This window comes from Pallidibacillus thermolactis (assembly GCF_025660415.1).
GTDB classification, from domain to species: Bacteria; Bacillota; Bacilli; order Bacillales; family Caldibacillaceae; genus Pallidibacillus; species Pallidibacillus thermolactis.
Genome location: NZ_JAOUSE010000007.1, coordinates 48449 through 66737 on the forward strand (window position 1 = coordinate 48449; position 18289 = coordinate 66737).

The 18289-nt window shown below is 33.4% G+C and carries 19 protein-coding genes; 1 reads left to right on the plus strand and 18 read right to left on the minus strand.

The annotated features are described in order from the left end of the window. Window positions 1-119: 119 nt before the first annotated feature. The 12 genes from OEV82_RS04270 to OEV82_RS04325 all read right to left on the minus strand — a co-directional run bounded on the left by OEV82_RS04270 (window position 120) and on the right by OEV82_RS04325 (window position 12720). Window positions 120-1307: a pyridoxal phosphate-dependent aminotransferase gene (locus OEV82_RS04270; protein WP_263061140.1), complete on the minus strand. Its 1188-nt coding sequence runs from the start codon at window positions 1305-1307 to the stop codon at window positions 120-122. A gap of 52 nt (window positions 1308-1359) precedes the next feature. Then, entirely contained in the window at window positions 1360-1854 is a 495-nt protein-coding gene (locus tag OEV82_RS04275) for a cell wall elongation regulator TseB-like domain-containing protein (protein ID WP_173662536.1), read from the minus strand. Window positions 1855-2066: 212 nt separating this feature from the next. Beyond that, entirely contained in the window at window positions 2067-4841 is a 2775-nt protein-coding gene (gene dinG / locus OEV82_RS04280) for an ATP-dependent DNA helicase DinG (RefSeq protein WP_263061141.1), read from the minus strand. Window positions 4842-5069: 228 nt separating this feature from the next. Further along, window positions 5070-5459 carry an aspartate 1-decarboxylase gene (gene panD / locus OEV82_RS04285; protein ID WP_263061142.1) on the minus strand — a complete coding sequence of 130 codons (390 nt, stop codon included), beginning with the start codon at window positions 5457-5459 and terminating at the stop codon, window positions 5070-5072. Between the two features lie 29 nt (window positions 5460-5488). Then, window positions 5489-6334: a pantoate--beta-alanine ligase gene (gene panC, locus OEV82_RS04290; RefSeq protein ID WP_263061170.1), complete on the minus strand. Its 846-nt coding sequence runs from the start codon at window positions 6332-6334 to the stop codon at window positions 5489-5491. Beyond that, window positions 6334-7176, minus strand: a complete 843-nt coding sequence (panB, locus tag OEV82_RS04295; RefSeq protein WP_263061143.1) for a 3-methyl-2-oxobutanoate hydroxymethyltransferase — start codon at window positions 7174-7176, stop codon at window positions 6334-6336. Before panB ends, panC begins: the two co-directional genes overlap by 1 nt. A gap of 385 nt (window positions 7177-7561) precedes the next feature. Continuing rightward, on the minus strand, window positions 7562-8542 hold the full coding sequence (locus OEV82_RS04300) for a biotin--[acetyl-CoA-carboxylase] ligase (RefSeq protein WP_263061144.1): 981 nt from the start codon (window positions 8540-8542) through the stop codon (window positions 7562-7564). Then, entirely contained in the window at window positions 8539-9720 is a 1182-nt protein-coding gene (locus OEV82_RS04305) for a CCA tRNA nucleotidyltransferase (protein ID WP_263061171.1), read from the minus strand. The genes OEV82_RS04300 and OEV82_RS04305 overlap by 4 nt, the downstream gene beginning before the upstream one ends. Window positions 9721-9723: 3 nt before the next feature. After that, window positions 9724-10860, minus strand: a complete 1137-nt coding sequence (gene bshA, locus OEV82_RS04310; RefSeq protein WP_263061145.1) for an N-acetyl-alpha-D-glucosaminyl L-malate synthase BshA — start codon at window positions 10858-10860, stop codon at window positions 9724-9726. Between the two features lie 265 nt (window positions 10861-11125). Continuing rightward, window positions 11126-11530, minus strand: a complete 405-nt coding sequence (gene mgsA, locus OEV82_RS04315; RefSeq protein ID WP_173660147.1) for a methylglyoxal synthase — start codon at window positions 11528-11530, stop codon at window positions 11126-11128. A gap of 46 nt (window positions 11531-11576) precedes the next feature. Then, window positions 11577-12383: a 4-hydroxy-tetrahydrodipicolinate reductase gene (gene dapB, locus OEV82_RS04320; RefSeq protein ID WP_263061146.1), complete on the minus strand. Its 807-nt coding sequence runs from the start codon at window positions 12381-12383 to the stop codon at window positions 11577-11579. After that, a complete protein-coding gene (locus tag OEV82_RS04325) occupies window positions 12367-12720 on the minus strand; it encodes a nucleotide pyrophosphohydrolase (protein WP_173660143.1) in 354 nt (117 codons plus the stop codon). Before OEV82_RS04325 ends, dapB begins: the two co-directional genes overlap by 17 nt. A gap of 167 nt (window positions 12721-12887) precedes the next feature. On the opposite strand from OEV82_RS04325, the gene OEV82_RS04330 reads away from it, so the two are divergent. Further along, window positions 12888-13745: a YitT family protein gene (locus OEV82_RS04330; protein WP_263061147.1), complete on the plus strand. Its 858-nt coding sequence runs from the start codon at window positions 12888-12890 to the stop codon at window positions 13743-13745. 61 nt (window positions 13746-13806) lie between these two features. On the opposite strand, the gene OEV82_RS04335 is transcribed toward OEV82_RS04330, so the two are convergent. The 6 genes from OEV82_RS04335 to OEV82_RS04360 form a co-directional block, all read right to left on the minus strand. Further along, window positions 13807-14427, minus strand: coding sequence for a zinc metallopeptidase (locus OEV82_RS04335; RefSeq protein WP_263061172.1), 621 nt, complete (start codon window positions 14425-14427; stop codon window positions 13807-13809). 117 nt (window positions 14428-14544) lie between these two features. Continuing rightward, window positions 14545-15333 (minus strand): sporulation protein YpjB, encoded by a 789-nt coding sequence (locus OEV82_RS04340; RefSeq protein WP_173661323.1) that lies wholly within the window; start codon window positions 15331-15333, stop codon window positions 14545-14547. A 56-nt stretch (window positions 15334-15389) separates the two neighbouring features. Further along, window positions 15390-15968: a lipoprotein heptaprenylglyceryl N-acetyltransferase LhaT gene (lhaT, locus tag OEV82_RS04345; RefSeq protein ID WP_173661327.1), complete on the minus strand. Its 579-nt coding sequence runs from the start codon at window positions 15966-15968 to the stop codon at window positions 15390-15392. Window positions 15969-16133: 165 nt separating this feature from the next. Further along, window positions 16134-16901 (minus strand): menaquinol-cytochrome c reductase cytochrome b/c subunit, encoded by a 768-nt coding sequence (locus OEV82_RS04350; RefSeq protein ID WP_173661321.1) that lies wholly within the window; start codon window positions 16899-16901, stop codon window positions 16134-16136. Window positions 16902-16963: 62 nt separating this feature from the next. Further along, the gene (qcrB, locus tag OEV82_RS04355; RefSeq protein ID WP_173661319.1) at window positions 16964-17638 is read right to left on the minus strand and encodes a menaquinol-cytochrome c reductase cytochrome b subunit; all 675 of its coding nucleotides are present in this window, start codon (window positions 17636-17638) and stop codon (window positions 16964-16966) included. A 2-nt stretch (window positions 17639-17640) separates the two neighbouring features. Further along, on the minus strand, window positions 17641-18156 hold the full coding sequence (locus OEV82_RS04360) for a QcrA and Rieske domain-containing protein (protein ID WP_173661317.1): 516 nt from the start codon (window positions 18154-18156) through the stop codon (window positions 17641-17643). Window positions 18157-18289: the final 133 nt, after the last annotated feature.

Sequence of the window (18289 nt, forward strand, 5' to 3'; positions counted from 1 at the left end):
ACGGATCTTCCTTGTTTTTTTCAAACATCTCTTGATGTCACTAAATTGATTCGTATATAAGAAAAAGGTCGGCCCTTTTTAACACGTTACTTCTATGTTAAAAGGACAGACCTTTACATTTATTGCTCCATTTTTTCTTCTACAAATTTTTTTATTCGATTAGCTGCTTCTATTAACTCCGCTTCACTCGTTGCATAAGAAACGCGAATACAATCAGGCGCACCAAAACCCGTTCCAGGTACAACCGCAACATGAGCTTCTGTTAATAGAGCCGTTGCAAACTCATCTACTGTATGATATCCACATAAGGTTGCCGCTTCTTTCACATTAGGAAATAAATAAAATGCGCCCTTTGGTTTTATACATGTAATACCCGGAATATTAACGAGAGCTTCATGGAACTTTTCTAGACGTTTTTCAAAGTGAATTCGCATTTTTTCTACTACATCTTGTGGACCGTTTAAAGCTGCAATTGCTCCATATTGACTATGTGTAGTCGGATTTGACGTGCTATGACTAGCAATGGACGTCATTTGCTTAATTAATTCCTTGTTACCAACAGCATAACCTATTCTCCAGCCGGTCATGGAATACGCCTTAGATAGTCCATTGATGATAACTGTCTGTTGTTTTAATCTTTCTGATAGTTGAGCAATCGAAATATGTTTTTGACCATCATAAACTAATTTCTCATATATTTCATCAGAAACAATAAGAAGATTATGTTGTAAACAAATATTGCCAAGTTCAAGAAGTTCACTTTCTGAATAACACATACCCGTTGGATTGGATGGTGAATTAATAATGATTGCTTTCGTTTTCTTCGTAATAGCCGCTTTTAATTGACTGGCAGTCATTTTAAATTCAGTAGTTTCATTGGTTTCTATTATTACAGGGACTCCGCCCGCCAATTTGACTTGCTCTGTGTAACTTACCCAATAAGGAGCAGGAATGATCACTTCATCGCCATCATTTAATAGAGCTTGAAATAAAGTGTAAAGTGCATGCTTTGCTCCATTTGTAACAATTATTTCTGAGGAATCATATTTTAAACCTTGATCCTTTAATAACTTATCTATAATGGCTTGTTTTAATTCTTCTAATCCACCTGTTGCAGTATATTTTGTTTTTCCTTCAAGTAAAGCATGATAGGCTGCCTCAATAATATGATCTGGTGTGTTGAAATCAGGTTCCCCTGCTCCTAATCCAATTACGTCAACACCTTGAGCTTTTAATTCTTTAGCTTTTGCAGTAATAGCTAGAGTAGCTGATGGAGTTAAAGTTTTTGTTCTTTCCGCTAAATCCATAATTCAAAATCCTCCTCACCGGAATTCACCATTAACAATAAATTATATTAAATTATAAATTATAAACTCTATACCATTCACCTTTATAATAATCTAAATATAATATGCTGTGCCGATTTTTTTGGTCTTTATACGTAATTTCATAAGCTGGAGCATCTTCTACGATGGCCAACTTAATACTAATGATATTTTTAGGTCGTTTATCAGAAGAAAAATTATCCAACTTATGAATGAGAGTGGTTACCTCTTTTTCAGACAAACCTTCAGTCGCTTTTTTAACGATCATTTCTTTTTTTTCATCTACTGGAACCCAAATATGGATCTTTTCACCCTTTTTATTTTTTCCTTGAATCACATAATATTCGTCAAGATAATGGAACCAATCAACAGAATCTACTTCTGCTAGACTGGCTTCCTTTTTAGCCCTTTCAACAGCTACTTCTTCACCTTTTTTTATCGACGATGTTGCCGAATAGTAGACAATGATTAGTCCAATTACGATTAAAAATAGCGATGAAAATATACCAATGAGTATACGTTTCTTCATATTACACACCTTTTCTTATATAAAAAATTATACACAAGATTTAAAGTTTCCAAAGGAATTCCTTAGTCTGAAAAGCCAATTTTGGTTATCGGTATCCCGATAAATCATAATATGTCTAGTTTTGAAGTTACTAAAATTTCCCTATATTATATCAAAAATCAAAGAAAAGGATAAGATATTTTCGGCAATATAATAAAAAACTTTATAAATGTCTAATCAAGGTCTAATTCACCCTTATTTTTTTCTAATTGCTTACATAGTTTTTGTAGGCTTACTGTTTTGATTGATACACCAGGTAAGGATTCTAGAAAAGCATGACCATAATTTGTAGCATAGATTCTTTTATCAAAAATAATCACACTTCCTGCCTTTGACTTTAATTTAAAAAATTTGACTAAACTTAGTTTTAAGCGGAGGACAGCATCCGGTAACGATAATTCGTAAAATGGACTTTTCCCCATACTTTTAATTACTTTAAACTGCTTAGCAAATACTGGATCATTAGGAGATGTAAAAGGTAATCTTGCGATAATTAATGCATCTACTATACCTTCAATTAGTAGGCCTTCTATATGCGTTGCTGTGGTGAACAATATTGCTTTTTCAAAACGATTAAATTGTTTGGCAAGTCGATGAATACTACCACTGGTTACTCCTTGGGCAAGTAACACAAATTCCTCTAACGTTTCACTATCTTTTATTAAATTGTACGTATCCTTTAACATTTCATATGAACTAAAGGAAATCATTATTCTCCCTTGTAATGTTTGAGCTATTGCAATGATATGATTACTAATCACTTCTACATATTCTTCTTCTGATATATCGACTACGTTTGGAATATCATTTAACGCATACAAATGAACATCTGTTTCCGTATTCAGTTGCGTTTGAAATTGTTTTTGTACAAACGGAAACGATTCAAGACCTAATTGCTTGCTTATAAAGGTAAATGAATTTTTAATGGTTAAAGAATTCGAGATAAATAAAATTGCTTTTTTTGACATATAGAAATTCGCCAATTGTTTATGGATAGATAAAAATTGACTTTTTATGACCATACTTGTTTGCGCACTTTTTAAATCCGCTTCTCCAAAAATAATTCGTTGTTGATCCATTTGCATTATAAATTCATCATGCATATCTTTAAACATTGTTAGTTGGTTAAGAATATAGGCAAAATCTTCTACTAAAAGTTTTTCATTATCGTTAAAGTCTTTATATAAATCAATTAATGCTGATAAACGATCGAAAAGGCTATTATATAAATTTTTATACGCATCATAAACGCGTTCCCAACTATATAAAAGACTGTTATTTTCTCGAATATGGAATTGACAACTCATTTTACCCTGATTTGTGTTTTTCTTCAATTTTAATAAATAGTTATAACATAATAAGAAAAATTCATCGCTTTTAGCTGATAATTCCAAATAATATTGGTAAATCAATTCTGTTGAATGTTTGACAAAGATGCCTTTATCTCGTATTAACCTTTCTATTCTACCTAATATTTTTAATTGATCGGGATTCCCAAGTTGGTTTAAATAATACTTTACTGAAGAATAACTTAATCTTTTCCCAAAATATTTAATCGCATTTTTTTCAAAAAGATGTGCGTCATCAATAATACAATAGTTTATATTGATCATTTGTGAATTTGGATTCGTCAGATGAGACATTAAAAAATGATGATTCGTAATAATTACTTGTGCTTCTCGAGCATTGCTCAACGCTTTTTTATAGAAATCATGTTTAAGCCATGGATTATCCTTTTCTGCTTCTGTTAACGGAATTTCAGATAGCTTTTCCAAAAACTGTAGACCTGCACTAGACAAGTTAATCTCACTTACATCTCCTGTATTTGTTTCCGTAAGCCAAACGAGCATCTGCATTTTTGTAATAATTTCATCGTAATTTTGACTATCATCTTTCAATACTTTTTCGAACTTCCATAGATTTAAATATTGCTTTTTACCTTTCAATAACTGTATTTGAATTGGGACATGTAATATTTCTTTTAATTTCGGCATGATTGTTTCAGTAATCATTTGCTGATTGCTTACGGACGCTAATGAAATGATTACAGGTTCTTTCTTGATTATAGATATAAAAGAAGCTGCAATTAAATATGATAATTCTTTATTATAGTGTATATCCGGTTCAACTAATGCCAATTCCCCATCATTTAAACATTTTATAATATATTTTATTAAACTCATCTCTTCCGAAGATAGTGTATGATTTTTTACAAGGTCTTCAATTTTTAATATTTGATTGTTATTATTTATCGACGGTCTAGCTTTATCGAATACATGTTGTTTTTTAAAAACGATTCCTCTATATATGTCTAAATGATCTGGTAACGATTCCTTGTTCTCTATTTTTTTCTTGTATATTTCATCTAATATTTCATATAGATTTGTCCGTAATCCTTTTGAAAACTTACGTAATTGATTGATCGTCCTTTTCGGAAAGGTACCTGCTTTCTCGAGTAAATGTAAAAACCATTCAGCAGTAACATAAGCATCACTATCTGCCTGATGTGGCCTGTCATGGTCGAATCCTGCTACAGATGCAATATCACTCAGCTTTAAGCTTTCCATTGTAGGTTCAAATATTCTGGTCATTTCAACAGTATCCAAAACTGGACAATCTAGGAGTGGAAAATGGTTTAACTCTAATTCTTCTTGTAAAAATGTATAATCAAAATGAACGTTATGAGCAACAAAACATGCTCCTTCTAATAACTTGAGTATATCTTCTGCAACCTCATGAAATACCGGTGCTTTTGCAACCCGTTCATTATCAATTCCAGTTAATTCTGTAATAAATGGCGATATAGGTACTTCAGGGTTGATATACGTTGTATATGTATCAACAATTTTTCCTTTTTCAATTACAACTCCTGCAAACTGGATAATACGATCGCCTTTTTTTGGTGAATGCCCTGTTGTTTCAATATCAACAATGACGAATTTATTCAAATTAAACACCTCATAATTCTTAACAAAAAGAACAAATGAAATCTCAATCACTATAATTATGTGATATATCTTTATTACTTATCATATACTTATGTTTCCATAACTAAAAAAACTTTACCATAATTTTTCACATACGAAAAGAAACAAATAATAAACATAAAAAAGACATTTAGTCAATTGGAGATAGAGATTGACTAAATGTCGAAATAAGATTCCGTGTGTATTTCATTATGAATGAATAGTGCATGATTCAGGTTCAGATTCTATCATTTCAATAATTTTATTTTCTTCATTTAACACGGCTATTTTTGGTTTATGGCGTCTCACATTTTCTTCTGCTATCAGACAATAAGAAATGATAATTATAACATCTCCAGGCTGGACAAGCCGCGCCGCAGCACCGTTTAAACAAATCACACCACTTCCGCGTTTACCTGGAATAATATATGTTTCAAAGCGAGCACCATTATTATTATTTACGATTTGAACTTTTTCATTTGCCAGCATATTCACCGCATCTAACAGATCTTCATCGATTGTAATACTACCTACATAATTTAAATTCGCTTCTGTTACTCGGGCACGATGGAGTTTACCTTTCATCATTGTTCGGTACATTTTGATTCACCTTACCATAGCGTTCTAGTTTAAATTTTAATAATAATGTTGTCGATTAATCTTGCCTTTGAATATTTCACAGCAAGTGCAATGATGATTTTTCCTTCTAACCGGATTAATGGTTGTAATGAAGGAAAGGAATAAATTTCAACATATTCAATGAAACCCTTTATATGAGATTGTAAATATTCTTTTACAGTTGTAATCACAACATTTGGATTACGTTCACCTGCTTGAATTAACTTTTCCCCTTCAAGTAACGATTTGTAAAGGTAGGGAGCTTCCAACCTTTCGTCTGTTGTTAAATTGACATTCCGAGAACTTTTTGCCAGTCCATCATGTTCCCGAACAGTTGCCACAGGACAAAGTGTAATTGGTAAGTTGAAATCACGAATTAATCCATCTACAATCGCTACTTGTTGTGCATCTTTTAAACCAAAATATGCTCGGTTTGGACGAATAATGGAAAATAATTTTAATAAGATAGTTGCCACACCATCAAAATGACCTTTCCGATTTCTACCACATAATACATTTGTTCTTTTTTTTACTGTTAATTGAACGGTCATATCATCAGGGTACATTTCGTTAACCGTTGGATGGAAAATATAATCTGCTCCAGCTTCGTTTGCTAATTTTTTGTCCCTATCAAAGTCTCTTGGATACGTATCATAATCCTCATTAGGACCAAACTGTAATGGATTGACAAATATACTTATAATCACTTTTGAATTTTCTTCTCGAGCTTTTTTTATTAGGGATAAATGCCCTTCATGTAAATAACCCATCGTTGGTACAAATCCTATCGTTTCTCCAGATTGAATGAATTTATTACAAATGTTTTGCATGTCATTAACTGTATCTACCACATGAATCATGATTTTATGCCCCCATATAAACTAGCTAGGACATCATCCTTCATTGAATAGCTTGTTTTTTCATCTGGAAAAATGCCATTTTTCACTTCATGAATAAATGTTTGAATTCCATTAACGATGTTTATTTGGATATTTTCATATTGTTTAACAAATTTCGGAAGCCGATCTACACCATACCCTAGTAAATCATGATAGACTAACACTTGCCCGTCACAAGCAGGACCAGCTCCAATTCCAATAACCGGGATAGATAATTGTTCCGTGATTTCCTTTGCTAATTGACGTGGAACACATTCTAAAACGATTGCAAAAGCACCTGCTTCTTCACATTTTTTTGCATCATCCATTAACTTTTGTGCTGTTTCTACTGTTTTCCCTTGAACTTTATATCCACCTAGAACAGTAACAGATTGCGGTGTTAGACCAATATGGGCAACAACCGGTATTCCTGCAATTCTTAATGCTTTCATATGTTCTAAAATAATGGTTTCAGCACCTTCAAGTTTAACTGCATGAGCACCTCCTTCTTGCATAAGTCTGGCTGCATTTCTTATTGTTTCTTCTTTACTACTATGATAAGTAGCAAATGGGAGATCAGATACGATAAAGGTATCAATTGCTCCTCTTTTAACGGCCTTTGTATGATGGATCATATCTTCAAGTGTTACTTGAATCGTAGAATCGTAGCCTAACATAACCATTCCCAATGAATCCCCGACTAAGATCATATCGACTCCTGCTTGTTCTGCCAATTTTGCTGACGGAAAATCGTAGGCAGTAATCATCGTAATTTTTTCATTGTTTTGTTTCATTTGTAAAAAATCTGTAGTTTGTTTCATAAATCTACTCCTCTCTTTTCATAATTAAGAGGAAATGAAACACTAAACGCACATAAAAAAGGGGCTCCCCCATACAAATATTGAATCTAGCATTCTTTAGCTAAAAAACTATAAATGACTAGATTTGCAATCATATCGTATGGGGGCAGTCCCCTGCCCTTGAAATTCGTATGTTTCATCCCTCCGTCCCGGTCCAAAAAGGCTACAGGCAGATTCTTATTTTAATTTGTTAAAGTTGAACCGTTTGGATACCGCCCACTTCGGTGCAGCTCCAATTTAAATTATAACAAAATTCAAAATGGCTGAATAGCATTTTTCATCAAAATCTCAAAATGCTCTAAAAAAAGAGTTTCTCTTTTACTTTAGTAAAAAAGAAACTCTTTTTTTAGGCGAAATCAATATCTGCAGAAATGATTTCAACGATATCTCCATTATCTTGTTTTAATAACAATACTCCTTCATTATTAATACCGAGCGCTACGCCATCAAATGTCCCTTTAACCGTCCTTGCTGAAATACGTTTACCAATGGATACTGCATACGTTTCCCACAAGCTTTTGATTGGTGTAAACCCTTCTGATATATATAAATGAAGTAATTGTTCAATATAATAACAAAGACTTTGAATTAATGATGATCGATTCACCGTTTTCCCTAATTCAATTTTTAAAGAAGTTGCTTTCTTTATAATTTCAGCGGAAAAATCATTTTTGTCTTGATTCACATTTATGCCAATCCCAAGAATAACAGATTGAATGCGATCTTCCTCCGCTTGTAATTCTGTTAATATACCACACACTTTTCGTCCACTTATTAATATATCATTTGGCCACTTTATTTCTGGTGTAATGTGTGTCACTTTTTTAATAGCTTGAACAACAGCAACTGCGGAAAGTAAAGTTAATTGGGGAGCATGTTGAATTTGGATATCCGGTCGAAGAATAAAACTTGCCCAAATACCTGTTCCTTTTGGAGAGTACCATTTTCTAACCATTCTTCCTCTTCCCTCTGTTTGCTCATCAGCGACGATTAATGTTCCATGTTTTGCACCATTCATCGCATACTCTTTTGCAACCTTTTGGGTAGATGTAACTGACTCAAAAAAATAAACAGATCGACCGATTTCTTCCGTTTCTAGACCAAGGTATATTTCGTTTTCGGACAACTTATTTGACTGTTCCAGCAAACGGTATCCTTTCTTTCGTACAGCTTCTACATGAAACCCGTCCTTTTTTAAGTCTTCAATATGTTTCCATATCGCAGTACGGCTACAGCCAATGTTTTGAGCTAATTTTTCTCCAGAGATGAACTTTCCGTTTGCATTTTTAAACGCATCTAAAAGGGCTTGTCTTACATTTGATTTCACGAATTAAACCACTCCTTGATATGCTCCTTGTCATTCCTTACTTCACCACGAACAACAGCGACTTCAATTTTTTCTAGAGCATCACGAATCCATGGTCCACTATTTCTCTTAACCCATTTCATAAGGTCATTGCCATTCACAGCTAATTCATTACGATGTTTAATCGGTAAAGTATTGTATATTTGTTGAATCTTATCTATTCTAGGAGAAACTTCAATTTCATGCATCGCACAATAAATTCTCTCTGTAGAAAGGGCAGTATCTAATCCTGTATAATAAATTGCTTCTTTTGTCCACTCTTCTGTTTCTCTTTTCTTAAATGCTTGAATCATTTGATTAATTTTCCTTATCATTTTTACCGGCATTTTCCATTTTCTTAAAAAATTCTCCGTTGGCTCTTTCTCAATTGAAATTAGAAAAATAGCCCACACTTCTAATTCATTAAGATATTTATTTTCGATTATCCGAGCTGTTTCATTAATTTCTTTACTATACTCCGCAAAACCAGGTAAATATTGATATAGATTACTTTCAACTATGAGTTCTAATGCTTTGCTACGATTTTCACCCTTTAAAAGTTTCATAAATTCTATATATATACGTTCAATGGAAATATGTTGAAGTAAAGGAGCCAGACGTTTAATTGCTTTATATGTTTTTTTATCTAACGTAAAGGATAACTGACTGACAAAACGAACTCCCCTCATCATACGAAGGGCATCTTCATTAAAACGATCTTCAGCGTTTCCTACAGTACAAATTATTTTATCTTTTATATCCTCTTGTCCGTTATATGGATCGATTAATGCACCGTCTTTCGTCATTGCTATGGCATTCATTGTAAAATCACGACGTTTCAAATCCTCTTCAAGGGATCGGATAAACGTTACTTCTTTTGGTCTTCGAAAGTCAACATATTCATCTTCCGTTCGGAACGTCGTAATTTCATAATTTTCACCACAATAAACAACAATTACAGTACCATGTTCAATACCAACATCAAACGTTTTCGGAAATATTTGCTTTATTTCTTCGGGAAACGCACTTGTTGCAATATCCACATCTTCAATCGGTTTATTTAATAGATAATCACGAACAGATCCTCCAACAAAATACGCTTCAAATCCTGCTTGTTCAATTTTTTCAAGAATCGGAGCAGCTTTTTTAAATTTCTCCATCATTTATTTTTCATCCATTTCTAGTATTTGATAATAAATATCTTCATAATAACGAACAATTTGTTCGGAAGAAAATCTGTTAATTGCACGATTTATACTTTCATTTGAAAATTTTTCATAAAGCTGTTGATCTTGTAAAAGCTTTATCACAGATTTAGCAATTTGTTCAATATTTCCTAATTCGCATACATAGCCTGTCTTACCATGTTCAATCACTTCAGGTATACCACCAATATTCGTCCCTATAACAGGGGTACCACAAGCCATCGCTTCCAAAGCAACAAGTCCAAAACTTTCTTTTTCAGATAATAATAATAGAATGTCGCTAATTGAATATAATTCAACTAAATTATCTTGCTTACCTAAAAAAATTACGGATTCATTTAATTGTAACTGATCCACAATCTTTTCGATTTTAGCCATTTCCGGTCCATCTCCGACAAGTAATAATTTAGCCGGTATCTCATCTCTAATTTTTGCAAAAGTATAAATGACATCTTTAACCCGTTTAACAGGCCGAAAATTTGATACATGAATGATAACTTTTTCATTGTCATCAATACGAAAGTTTTCCTTCAAGTATTGACTTGTTTTATTCATATAAATTCGCTCATCAACAAAATTATAAACAACATGAATATATTTTCTCGATGTAATTAATTTCTGAGTTTCGCAGACAAGTGCTTTTGAAACGGCAGTTACCGCATCTGATTTTTCAATTCCGTATTGGATTGCACTTTTTAAAGATGGATCTTGACCTAATACGGTTATATCAGTTCCGTGTAAAGTTGTGACAATTTTAAAGTCATAATCTGCCATTTGTCGTGCTAATAAAGCACATATAGCATGAGGTATGGCATAATGCGCATGAACAATATGTAGTTTTTCCCGATGTACAACTTCTGCAATTTTACTTGCTAACTGAATATCATAAGGCGGATAATGAAAAACAGAGTATTGATTAATTTCAACTTGATGATAAAAAATATTGGGATAAAGCTTTTTTAATCGAAAGGGAATACTAGATGAAATAAAATGAATTTCATGTCCCCTTTCTGCTAATAATTTGCCTAACTCAGTAGCAATAACCCCAGAGCCGCCAACTGTGGGATAACATATAATTCCGATTTTTAGTTTCATTTCTATCCCCCAGTTTATCACTTATATATTTATATTAAGCATCAGGCAGACGAGCATGAAGTCACCAGTGGTAGCAACCTCTTCTTTTAAATCATAATCCTAAAAAAATGTATCTTTAAAACTATACACCACTGAAAAATAGAAATATATTTTTAACCGCCGCCTTAAGCTTTAAGCAAAATACAAACCACATACTAGCGATATCATTATAAAAGAAAATATGACTACAGTTAACTTCAATTTTTTATATAAAAATTTCAAAACATTACCGCATATCTTTAATGACTTTTCTCCAATCAACATCACCACGTTGGAGGCCACGAATTAATACCTCGGCAGTTCCCATATTAGTTGCGACAGGAACATTATACACGTCACATAATCGAATTAAAGCTGTAACATCTGGTTCATGAGGTTGGGCTGTTAATGGATCACGGAAAAAGAATACAATATCCATATCATTTTTAGCAATCATTGCTCCTATTTCTTGATCTCCACCTAACGGTCCCGATTGGAAACGTTCAATTGTAAGACCAGTTGCTTCTTGTATGCGTAATCCTGTCGTACCTGTTGCATACAATGTATGTTGTTCGAACACATCTTTATATGCTAATACGAATTGTACTAAGTCTGATTTCTTTTTATCATGGGCTATTAATGCGATGTTCATAGGTAAACACTCCTGTTGGATCAGTTTATAATTATCGTTTTTTTCATTAATCGAGAATATTTTCTAAACCATAAACAAAATAGTCTAAGTTCATAACGGTTTCTATAGATAATTTTACACCTGTCATAAATGATGCTCGATTGTATGAATCATGACGTATCGTTAATGTTTCTCCAAGTCCTCCTAACATCACGGTTTGATGTGCAATTAATCCTGGTAATCGAACACTATGAATACGCATGCCTGACATATCTGCTCCCCTTGACCCTTTCAACTTTTCAATCTCTTCAGGATGACCTTGTTTTTTAGGTATACGAACATTTTCAATCATTTGTGCCGTTTTTATTGCGGTTCCACTAGGGGCATCTAACTTTTGGTTATGGTGCATTTCAATAATTTCCACATCTTGGAAATATTTTGCAGCCATTTGTGAAAACTTCATCATTAAAACAGCTCCTATTGCAAAATTCGGTGCGATAATGCAACCAATTCTAGCTTCATCAGCTTTAATTTTTAATTCTTCTAATTCATTCTTGTTCAAACCAGTAGTTCCTACAACCGGACGAACTTTATATGCTAAAGCTGTTTTAATATGTTCAAACGCAGCTTGAGGAACAGAAAGTTCTACAAGACAGTCTGGTTTTGTCTCTTCTATGCATTGTTTTAAATCTGTATAAACGGTACAATCAATTTGATTAAACTCAACATCAACTTCATACAATTTTTTTCCTTCGTTTATTCGATCAACAACACCAACTAATTCGAAGTTGTCGTTGCTAGTTACCATTTTAACCGCTTCTTTTCCCATTCTTCCTCTTGGTCCAGAAATAATGACTTTAATTGGATTTGCCATTTTTTTCCTCCTCTATTTTTGTCCAACGATTTGCATCTCTTGTTCGAAATTTTTCCATCACTCGTTCATGAGCTTCTTCTAAATTAATATTTAACGCGTTTGCAAAGCAAATTAAGACGAATAATAAGTCTCCTAATTCTTCTTCTACTGTCTTTTCCTTTTCAGTCGATTTTTTTGGCTTTTCACCATAATAATGATTGACCTCTCGTGCAAGCTCACCTAATTCCTCCGTCAACCGTGCGAGCATCGCCAATGGACTAAAATATCCTTCTTTAAATTGTGATATGTATTCATCGACATCTTTTTGCAACTCTTCTATCGTTTTCAATTTAGCCACTCCAATCTAGTAAATAAAACAATAATATAATGTAACTGCAAAAGATGAAAATGTATAGGAATATCAAATCATGAAAGTATAAAAATAAGAGATCATTGTTCGATTCATGTCAATCATGTCAATTGTTGCCAGATTATATTGTATCATAATTAGAAAGGATTAGAAAAATGTCACAGAACATTAAAGTAAAAAATATTTTCGTTATTTTGATTGGTACTTCTATTTTCTCATTTGGACTTGTTCATTTCAATATGGAAAACAATCTTGCAGAAGGTGGATTTACAGGGATTACTTTATTACTTTACTTTCTGTTTAAGATTAATCCTTCAATCAGTAATTTAATATTAAACGTACCTATATTCTTTATTGGTTGGAAAGTACTAGGTAGAACCGCATTTATATATACGGTTATCGGCACCATTAGTCTATCTTTTTTTCTTGAAGTTTTTCAACGATATAAAATAGAAATACCATTAGGAAACGATATGCTGTTAATTTCAATTATCGCTGGGATTTTCATTGGGTTTGGACTTGGGATCGTCTTTCGTGCAGGTGGAACAACTGGAGGTTCAGATATTGTCGCTAGACTTGTGAATAAGTTTTTCGGTTTACCAATGGGAAAAACAATGTTTTTATTTGATGCTGCTGTTATTACTCTCTCACTTCTAACCTATTTAACACTTCAGCAAGGAATCTATACATTGATAGCTGTATTTATCGGGGCGAAAATCATTGACTTTATCCAGGAAGGTGCCTACTCAGGAAGAGGTGCAATTATTATTTCTAAGCATTACGAAAAGATTGCTAAACAAATTATGATTGAACTAGACCGTGGTATAACTACCTTAGATGGAGAAGGTTTTTTTACACAAGAAAAAAAGAAAGTTTTATATTGTGTAGTTGGAAAAAGACAAATAAATCAAGTAAAAAGAATTGCGTTAACCATTGATCCTTATGCTTTTGTTTCAATCACGCACGTGCATGAAGTGATTGGAGAAGGATTTACATTAGATAAAGAAAAGTAATCGTTGAAATTTTCTACCATTTAAAAAGCTGCCCAAAGGGCAGCTCATCTTTTTTTATTAATTAATCATCGTTCATTGCAACATACATTAAGATAAACCGTAGTAATTCTATCACTGCCACCGCTGCAGCAGCTACATAAGTCATAGCAGCAGCATTTAATACCTTTCGAGCACCACTTTCTTCTTCGTTTCGAATTAATCCTAACTCAACAACTTGGTTCATAGCACGACTCGATGCGTTAAATTCAACTGGTAAAGTCACAACTTGGAATAGTACAGCAAATGCCATAAAAATAATTCCTAGTAATAATAAATTGGTCATGGTAAAGAATATACCAGCGATAATCAATATCCACGAAATGTTAGATCCGAATGAAGCAAGTGGTACTAAAGCCGAGCGGAAACGAAGAAACGCATAGTCTTCTTGATCTTGTAATGCGTGACCACATTCATGGGCTGCAACTGCTATTGCTGCTAATGAATGACCGTGATAAATATCTGAAGATAAACGGACAACTTTTGAACGAGGATCATAATGGTCTGATAAAACTCCACGTATTTCTTCAATTTGTACATCATATAAACCATGTGCATCTAAAATTCTTCTTGCAACATCATAGCCAGTTGCACCTGTAGAACCTGGTACTTTCGAATATTTGCTATATGTTGATCGAACTTTCATACTAGCAAAGATTGGGATTAGTGTAATAATCACAAAGTAAATTAAAAATTCCACCCGTTTAGATCCTCCTATATATATTTTTTTCTAAGTTAATCATATATAAATTCAAAAAAGGTGTCAATTTTTTTGTTCCTTCTTATAACGATATTGTTTTTCTTTTTCTGCTTTATATTTACGCCAACCTACATAGGACAAAGTTAATACTATGATACCACCAGTTGAAATAATGACCCACCATAATGAAGGATCTGCTTCATCTTCATCTGAGCCTTCTTCAAACAGACTTTGCAAATCGGTTTGAATCGCTTCCATTGTTTCCATTCCTCGTTCACTCATGAATAGTCTTTCAGCATTTTGCTCTAAATATTCAATTTGAGCATCAACCTTTTGAACTTTTTTGATTGGAAGATCTAAAACAATACTTGGATAAATGAGATCATAAATACTTAAAAAATCTTTTAATTCACTTATAAATCGTTCGTTATTTTCGTCATGATAAGCATCTTTTACCGATTGAAAAGCTGTTAAAACTGGCTCTTCCATTTCACTCCACAGGGGCATATACTCTGTAAAAACAGCATCGACAATCAAGCGATACTTAGTTAAATTCCTCAGCACTAGCTGTTTATTAATTGAACTCTCTTCTAATGAACGAATCGTTTCATTATAGGAACTTTGTAGTGTTCTTATTTCATCTGCTGTAAATATAAAATTTGAATTGAGTATGTTGTTAATCGTTTGTACGACATTTTTCGTTTCTTCAAATCGGTTTGTCTTGGCATAATTTAAAGCTTCATCAGCTAGTTGATTAATGTAGTTTACGTTTATTTCTTGCGCCGATACGGAAAAATTTAAAATACTTATATTGGCAAATATGAATATGATTAGTGCAAGGATCTGTTTCATATGCTTGTCCCCCCTATCACTACTTAAATGTATGATAAAGCGGACAAGTATAGACCTTAATTTTTTGATTGATTCAGCTGTTTTCTAGGATTACGTATACCACAGTAATAAGCAATTCCTATACATGCAATACTTAACCAAAATGTAAAATAACCTATTTCTGGTAAGTAATTTCCTATTATAGTGTAGTGAGGATACATTAGAAATAAATAATCAATTACGTCATTATGCAAGGTCCAAACAGCGGCAATCACGATATGTATCCATTTGAATCGATAATATGGAGCATACATTATACCTTCAATTGCCATTGCCAAGTGAGAAATCATTAACATGTAACCAGTCCAGTGAAGTTCTCCTGTTACAAATAATGTTAATAGATTCATAACTACCGCCCATATACCATATTTTACAAGCGTTATTATCGCTAATGCTTCTATTAATGGCCAATTTTTCTTTAATAAAAATCCTACTAACACAAAACAAAAAAATAAGCTCGCAGTCGGACTGTCTGGAACGAATATTAAAAAAATCGCAGGTGTTTCCTCCAACTGGTATCCATACCAATAATAGCCATAAATAGTACCGAGTACATTAATAATTAATAAAAGTGCTATTGTTTCCTTTCTTGTCATCAAAAAATTTAATTTAATCAAATTATTCACCTTATTCACCTCGCTACTATTATAAACCTTCTAAAATATTTTCAAAATAAAATAATACATAGAAAATTAAAAAGGCTGTCCAAGGTACTACCCTCAAACAGCCAAAAATTAGATATGATTTATTTAGATTAGATTCTATTCTTCAATTGACTTAATATATTCCGCGATTTGTTGCAGCTCTTCATCTGTACCTGTAAAGATTCCCGAAGGCATCGAGCCTCTTCCATTCACCGCTATATCCATTATTTCTTCTTCCGATAGTTCAGTACCGACTAACTTCGGACCCGTTACCGATCCTTCTAAATTTTCCCCATGACATGATAAACAAGTATTTGCTTCTAAAATGGCATACGCTGGATCTTCTTTATCTAATTCAACTACATCACGAATCATTCCTTGTTCCTTAGATGCCTTCCAATCATGGTGTGCTGCAGCTTCCCATGTAAGATAAAAAATACCAGCAACAGCTAATAACATAAATCCTGTTGCAATGGGACGATCGATTGGGCGCCTTTTGGGACTGCGATCAAGGAATGGTGCTAATAAAAGAGCTGTAACCGCTAAACCAGGTATAATAAATGCCCCAATAATATTAAAAGGACCAGAAGCGAAAGAATATTTCAATAATTGATACAAGAATAAGAAATACCAATCTGGCAATGGGATATACGCCGTATCCGTTGGATCTGCGACTCTTTCTAGCGGAGGTGGTTCTACGACTACTAAACATAAAAATCCTACTAGAAATACAGCTCCAACCATCCATTCTTTTAATAAAAAGTCTGGATAAAATAATTCCGTTTTACCAGGATACTCTGAATAATCTTTAGGTATGTTGGGCTTACGATTATTTATCGGAACACGAGAGTCACCGACAAATTTTAATCCTTTACCTCTTTTCATGACACTCCCCCCAAAGTAAAGATAAAACCTATTATGTAGACGTATGAATATGAACGATTAAATCATAGCGGACCTGAGATACCTTGTTTACGAATCATAATGAAGTGTAATCCAATCAATAATAACAATGCTGCAGGAAGGAAAAAGACATGTATAGCAAAAAATCGTGTTAATGTTTCTGCACCAATAATATATTGGTCGCCTGCTATTAATGTTTTCAACATATCACCTATAAGTGGTGTAGATTGGGCAATATCTAAGGTAACCTTAGTAGCAAACAATGCCTTCATATCCCAAGGTAATAAGTAGCCTGTTAAACCTAAAGCTAACATAACCATAAAAATAAGAACACCAACTATCCAGTTCAATTCTCTCGGTTTTTTATAGGCTCCTTGGAAAAAGACTCGCAGTGTATGTAAAAACATCATCACAATAACAATACTTGCGCCCCAATGGTGCATACCTCTTACAATTTGCCCAAATGCGACTTCATTTTGTAAATAATAGACGGACTCCCAGGCATTGACAATATCAGGAACATAATACATTGTTAAAAACATACCTGATAATACTTGAATAATGACGACAAAAAAGGTTAAACCACCGAAACAATATACAAATGCACTGAAATGATGGGCAGGGTTTACATGTTCTGGAACTTCATGGTCCGCTACATCCCTCCAAAGAGGAGTTATATCAAGTCTTTCATCAATCCAATCATATACCTTATTTAACATGGTTACTCTCCCCCTACTTCGCTTGCTCGTCTACTTAAATAGAGGACCCCATCATTAATTTGATATTGATAGCGATCAAGTGGCCCCCTTGGCGGTGTTCCTGGTACATTAGTACCATCTTTTTCATATACCCCTTTGTGACATGGACAAAAGAACTGATTTGGGTGACTGTCACTTGAATTCCAACTTACAGTACAACCTAGATGTTTACAAATAGGAGATAATGCAACAATTTCACCATTTTCATCTTTGTAAACCCATGCTGTTTGGGTGACTGTCGATTCATACCAACCATCCTTTTGTTCAAAATTAAAATCGACCCGTTGCGGTTCAGATGTTATCTCATCTACTTTTACGTTTGTTGCAATAAAATCTCCACTTGCCTCTGCTTGTAGGACAGGATCGATGGCCATACGCAACATTGGCATTACTGTCACAGCTGCCATAAACCCTCCTACACCCATAATTGAATAGGATAAAAATTGACGTCTTGAGATATCTTGTTTTTCTTTACTCATTAGCAAATCCCCCCAATCTGCTAAAAATGAACATATTAAAATACGTTCGTTATTTCCAATATTAAATCATATAATTTGTATGGTCAATTAAAATTAATTCAAATATATTAATTTATTATAAAAGATACAATAA

Excerpts from the sequence above, each read along its gene's own strand:
- OEV82_RS04270 (WP_263061140.1), bottom strand. The coding sequence starts at position 1,307 with ATGGATTTAGCGGAAAGAACAAAAACTTTAACTCCATCAGCTACTCTA.
- OEV82_RS04275 (WP_173662536.1), bottom strand. The coding sequence starts at position 1,854 with ATGAAGAAACGTATACTCATTGGTATATTTTCATCGCTATTTTTAATC.
- panD (WP_263061142.1), bottom strand. The coding sequence starts at position 5,459 with ATGTACCGAACAATGATGAAAGGTAAACTCCATCGTGCCCGAGTAACA.
- panB (WP_263061143.1), bottom strand. The coding sequence starts at position 7,176 with ATGAAACAAACTACAGATTTTTTACAAATGAAACAAAACAATGAAAAA.
- OEV82_RS04305 (WP_263061171.1), bottom strand. The coding sequence starts at position 9,720 with ATGGAGAAATTTAAAAAAGCTGCTCCGATTCTTGAAAAAATTGAACAA.
- bshA (WP_263061145.1), bottom strand. The coding sequence starts at position 10,860 with ATGAAACTAAAAATCGGAATTATATGTTATCCCACAGTTGGCGGCTCT.
- mgsA (WP_173660147.1), bottom strand. The coding sequence starts at position 11,530 with ATGAACATCGCATTAATAGCCCATGATAAAAAGAAATCAGACTTAGTA.
- dapB (WP_263061146.1), bottom strand. The coding sequence starts at position 12,383 with ATGGCAAATCCAATTAAAGTCATTATTTCTGGACCAAGAGGAAGAATG.
- OEV82_RS04330 (WP_263061147.1), top strand. The coding sequence starts at position 12,888 with ATGTCACAGAACATTAAAGTAAAAAATATTTTCGTTATTTTGATTGGT.
- OEV82_RS04335 (WP_263061172.1), bottom strand. The coding sequence starts at position 14,427 with ATGAAAGTTCGATCAACATATAGCAAATATTCGAAAGTACCAGGTTCT.
- OEV82_RS04340 (WP_173661323.1), bottom strand. The coding sequence starts at position 15,333 with ATGAAACAGATCCTTGCACTAATCATATTCATATTTGCCAATATAAGT.
- lhaT (WP_173661327.1), bottom strand. The coding sequence starts at position 15,968 with ATGACAAGAAAGGAAACAATAGCACTTTTATTAATTATTAATGTACTC.
- OEV82_RS04350 (WP_173661321.1), bottom strand. The coding sequence starts at position 16,901 with ATGAAAAGAGGTAAAGGATTAAAATTTGTCGGTGACTCTCGTGTTCCG.
- qcrB (WP_173661319.1), bottom strand. The coding sequence starts at position 17,638 with ATGTTAAATAAGGTATATGATTGGATTGATGAAAGACTTGATATAACT.
- OEV82_RS04360 (WP_173661317.1), bottom strand. The coding sequence starts at position 18,156 with ATGAGTAAAGAAAAACAAGATATCTCAAGACGTCAATTTTTATCCTAT.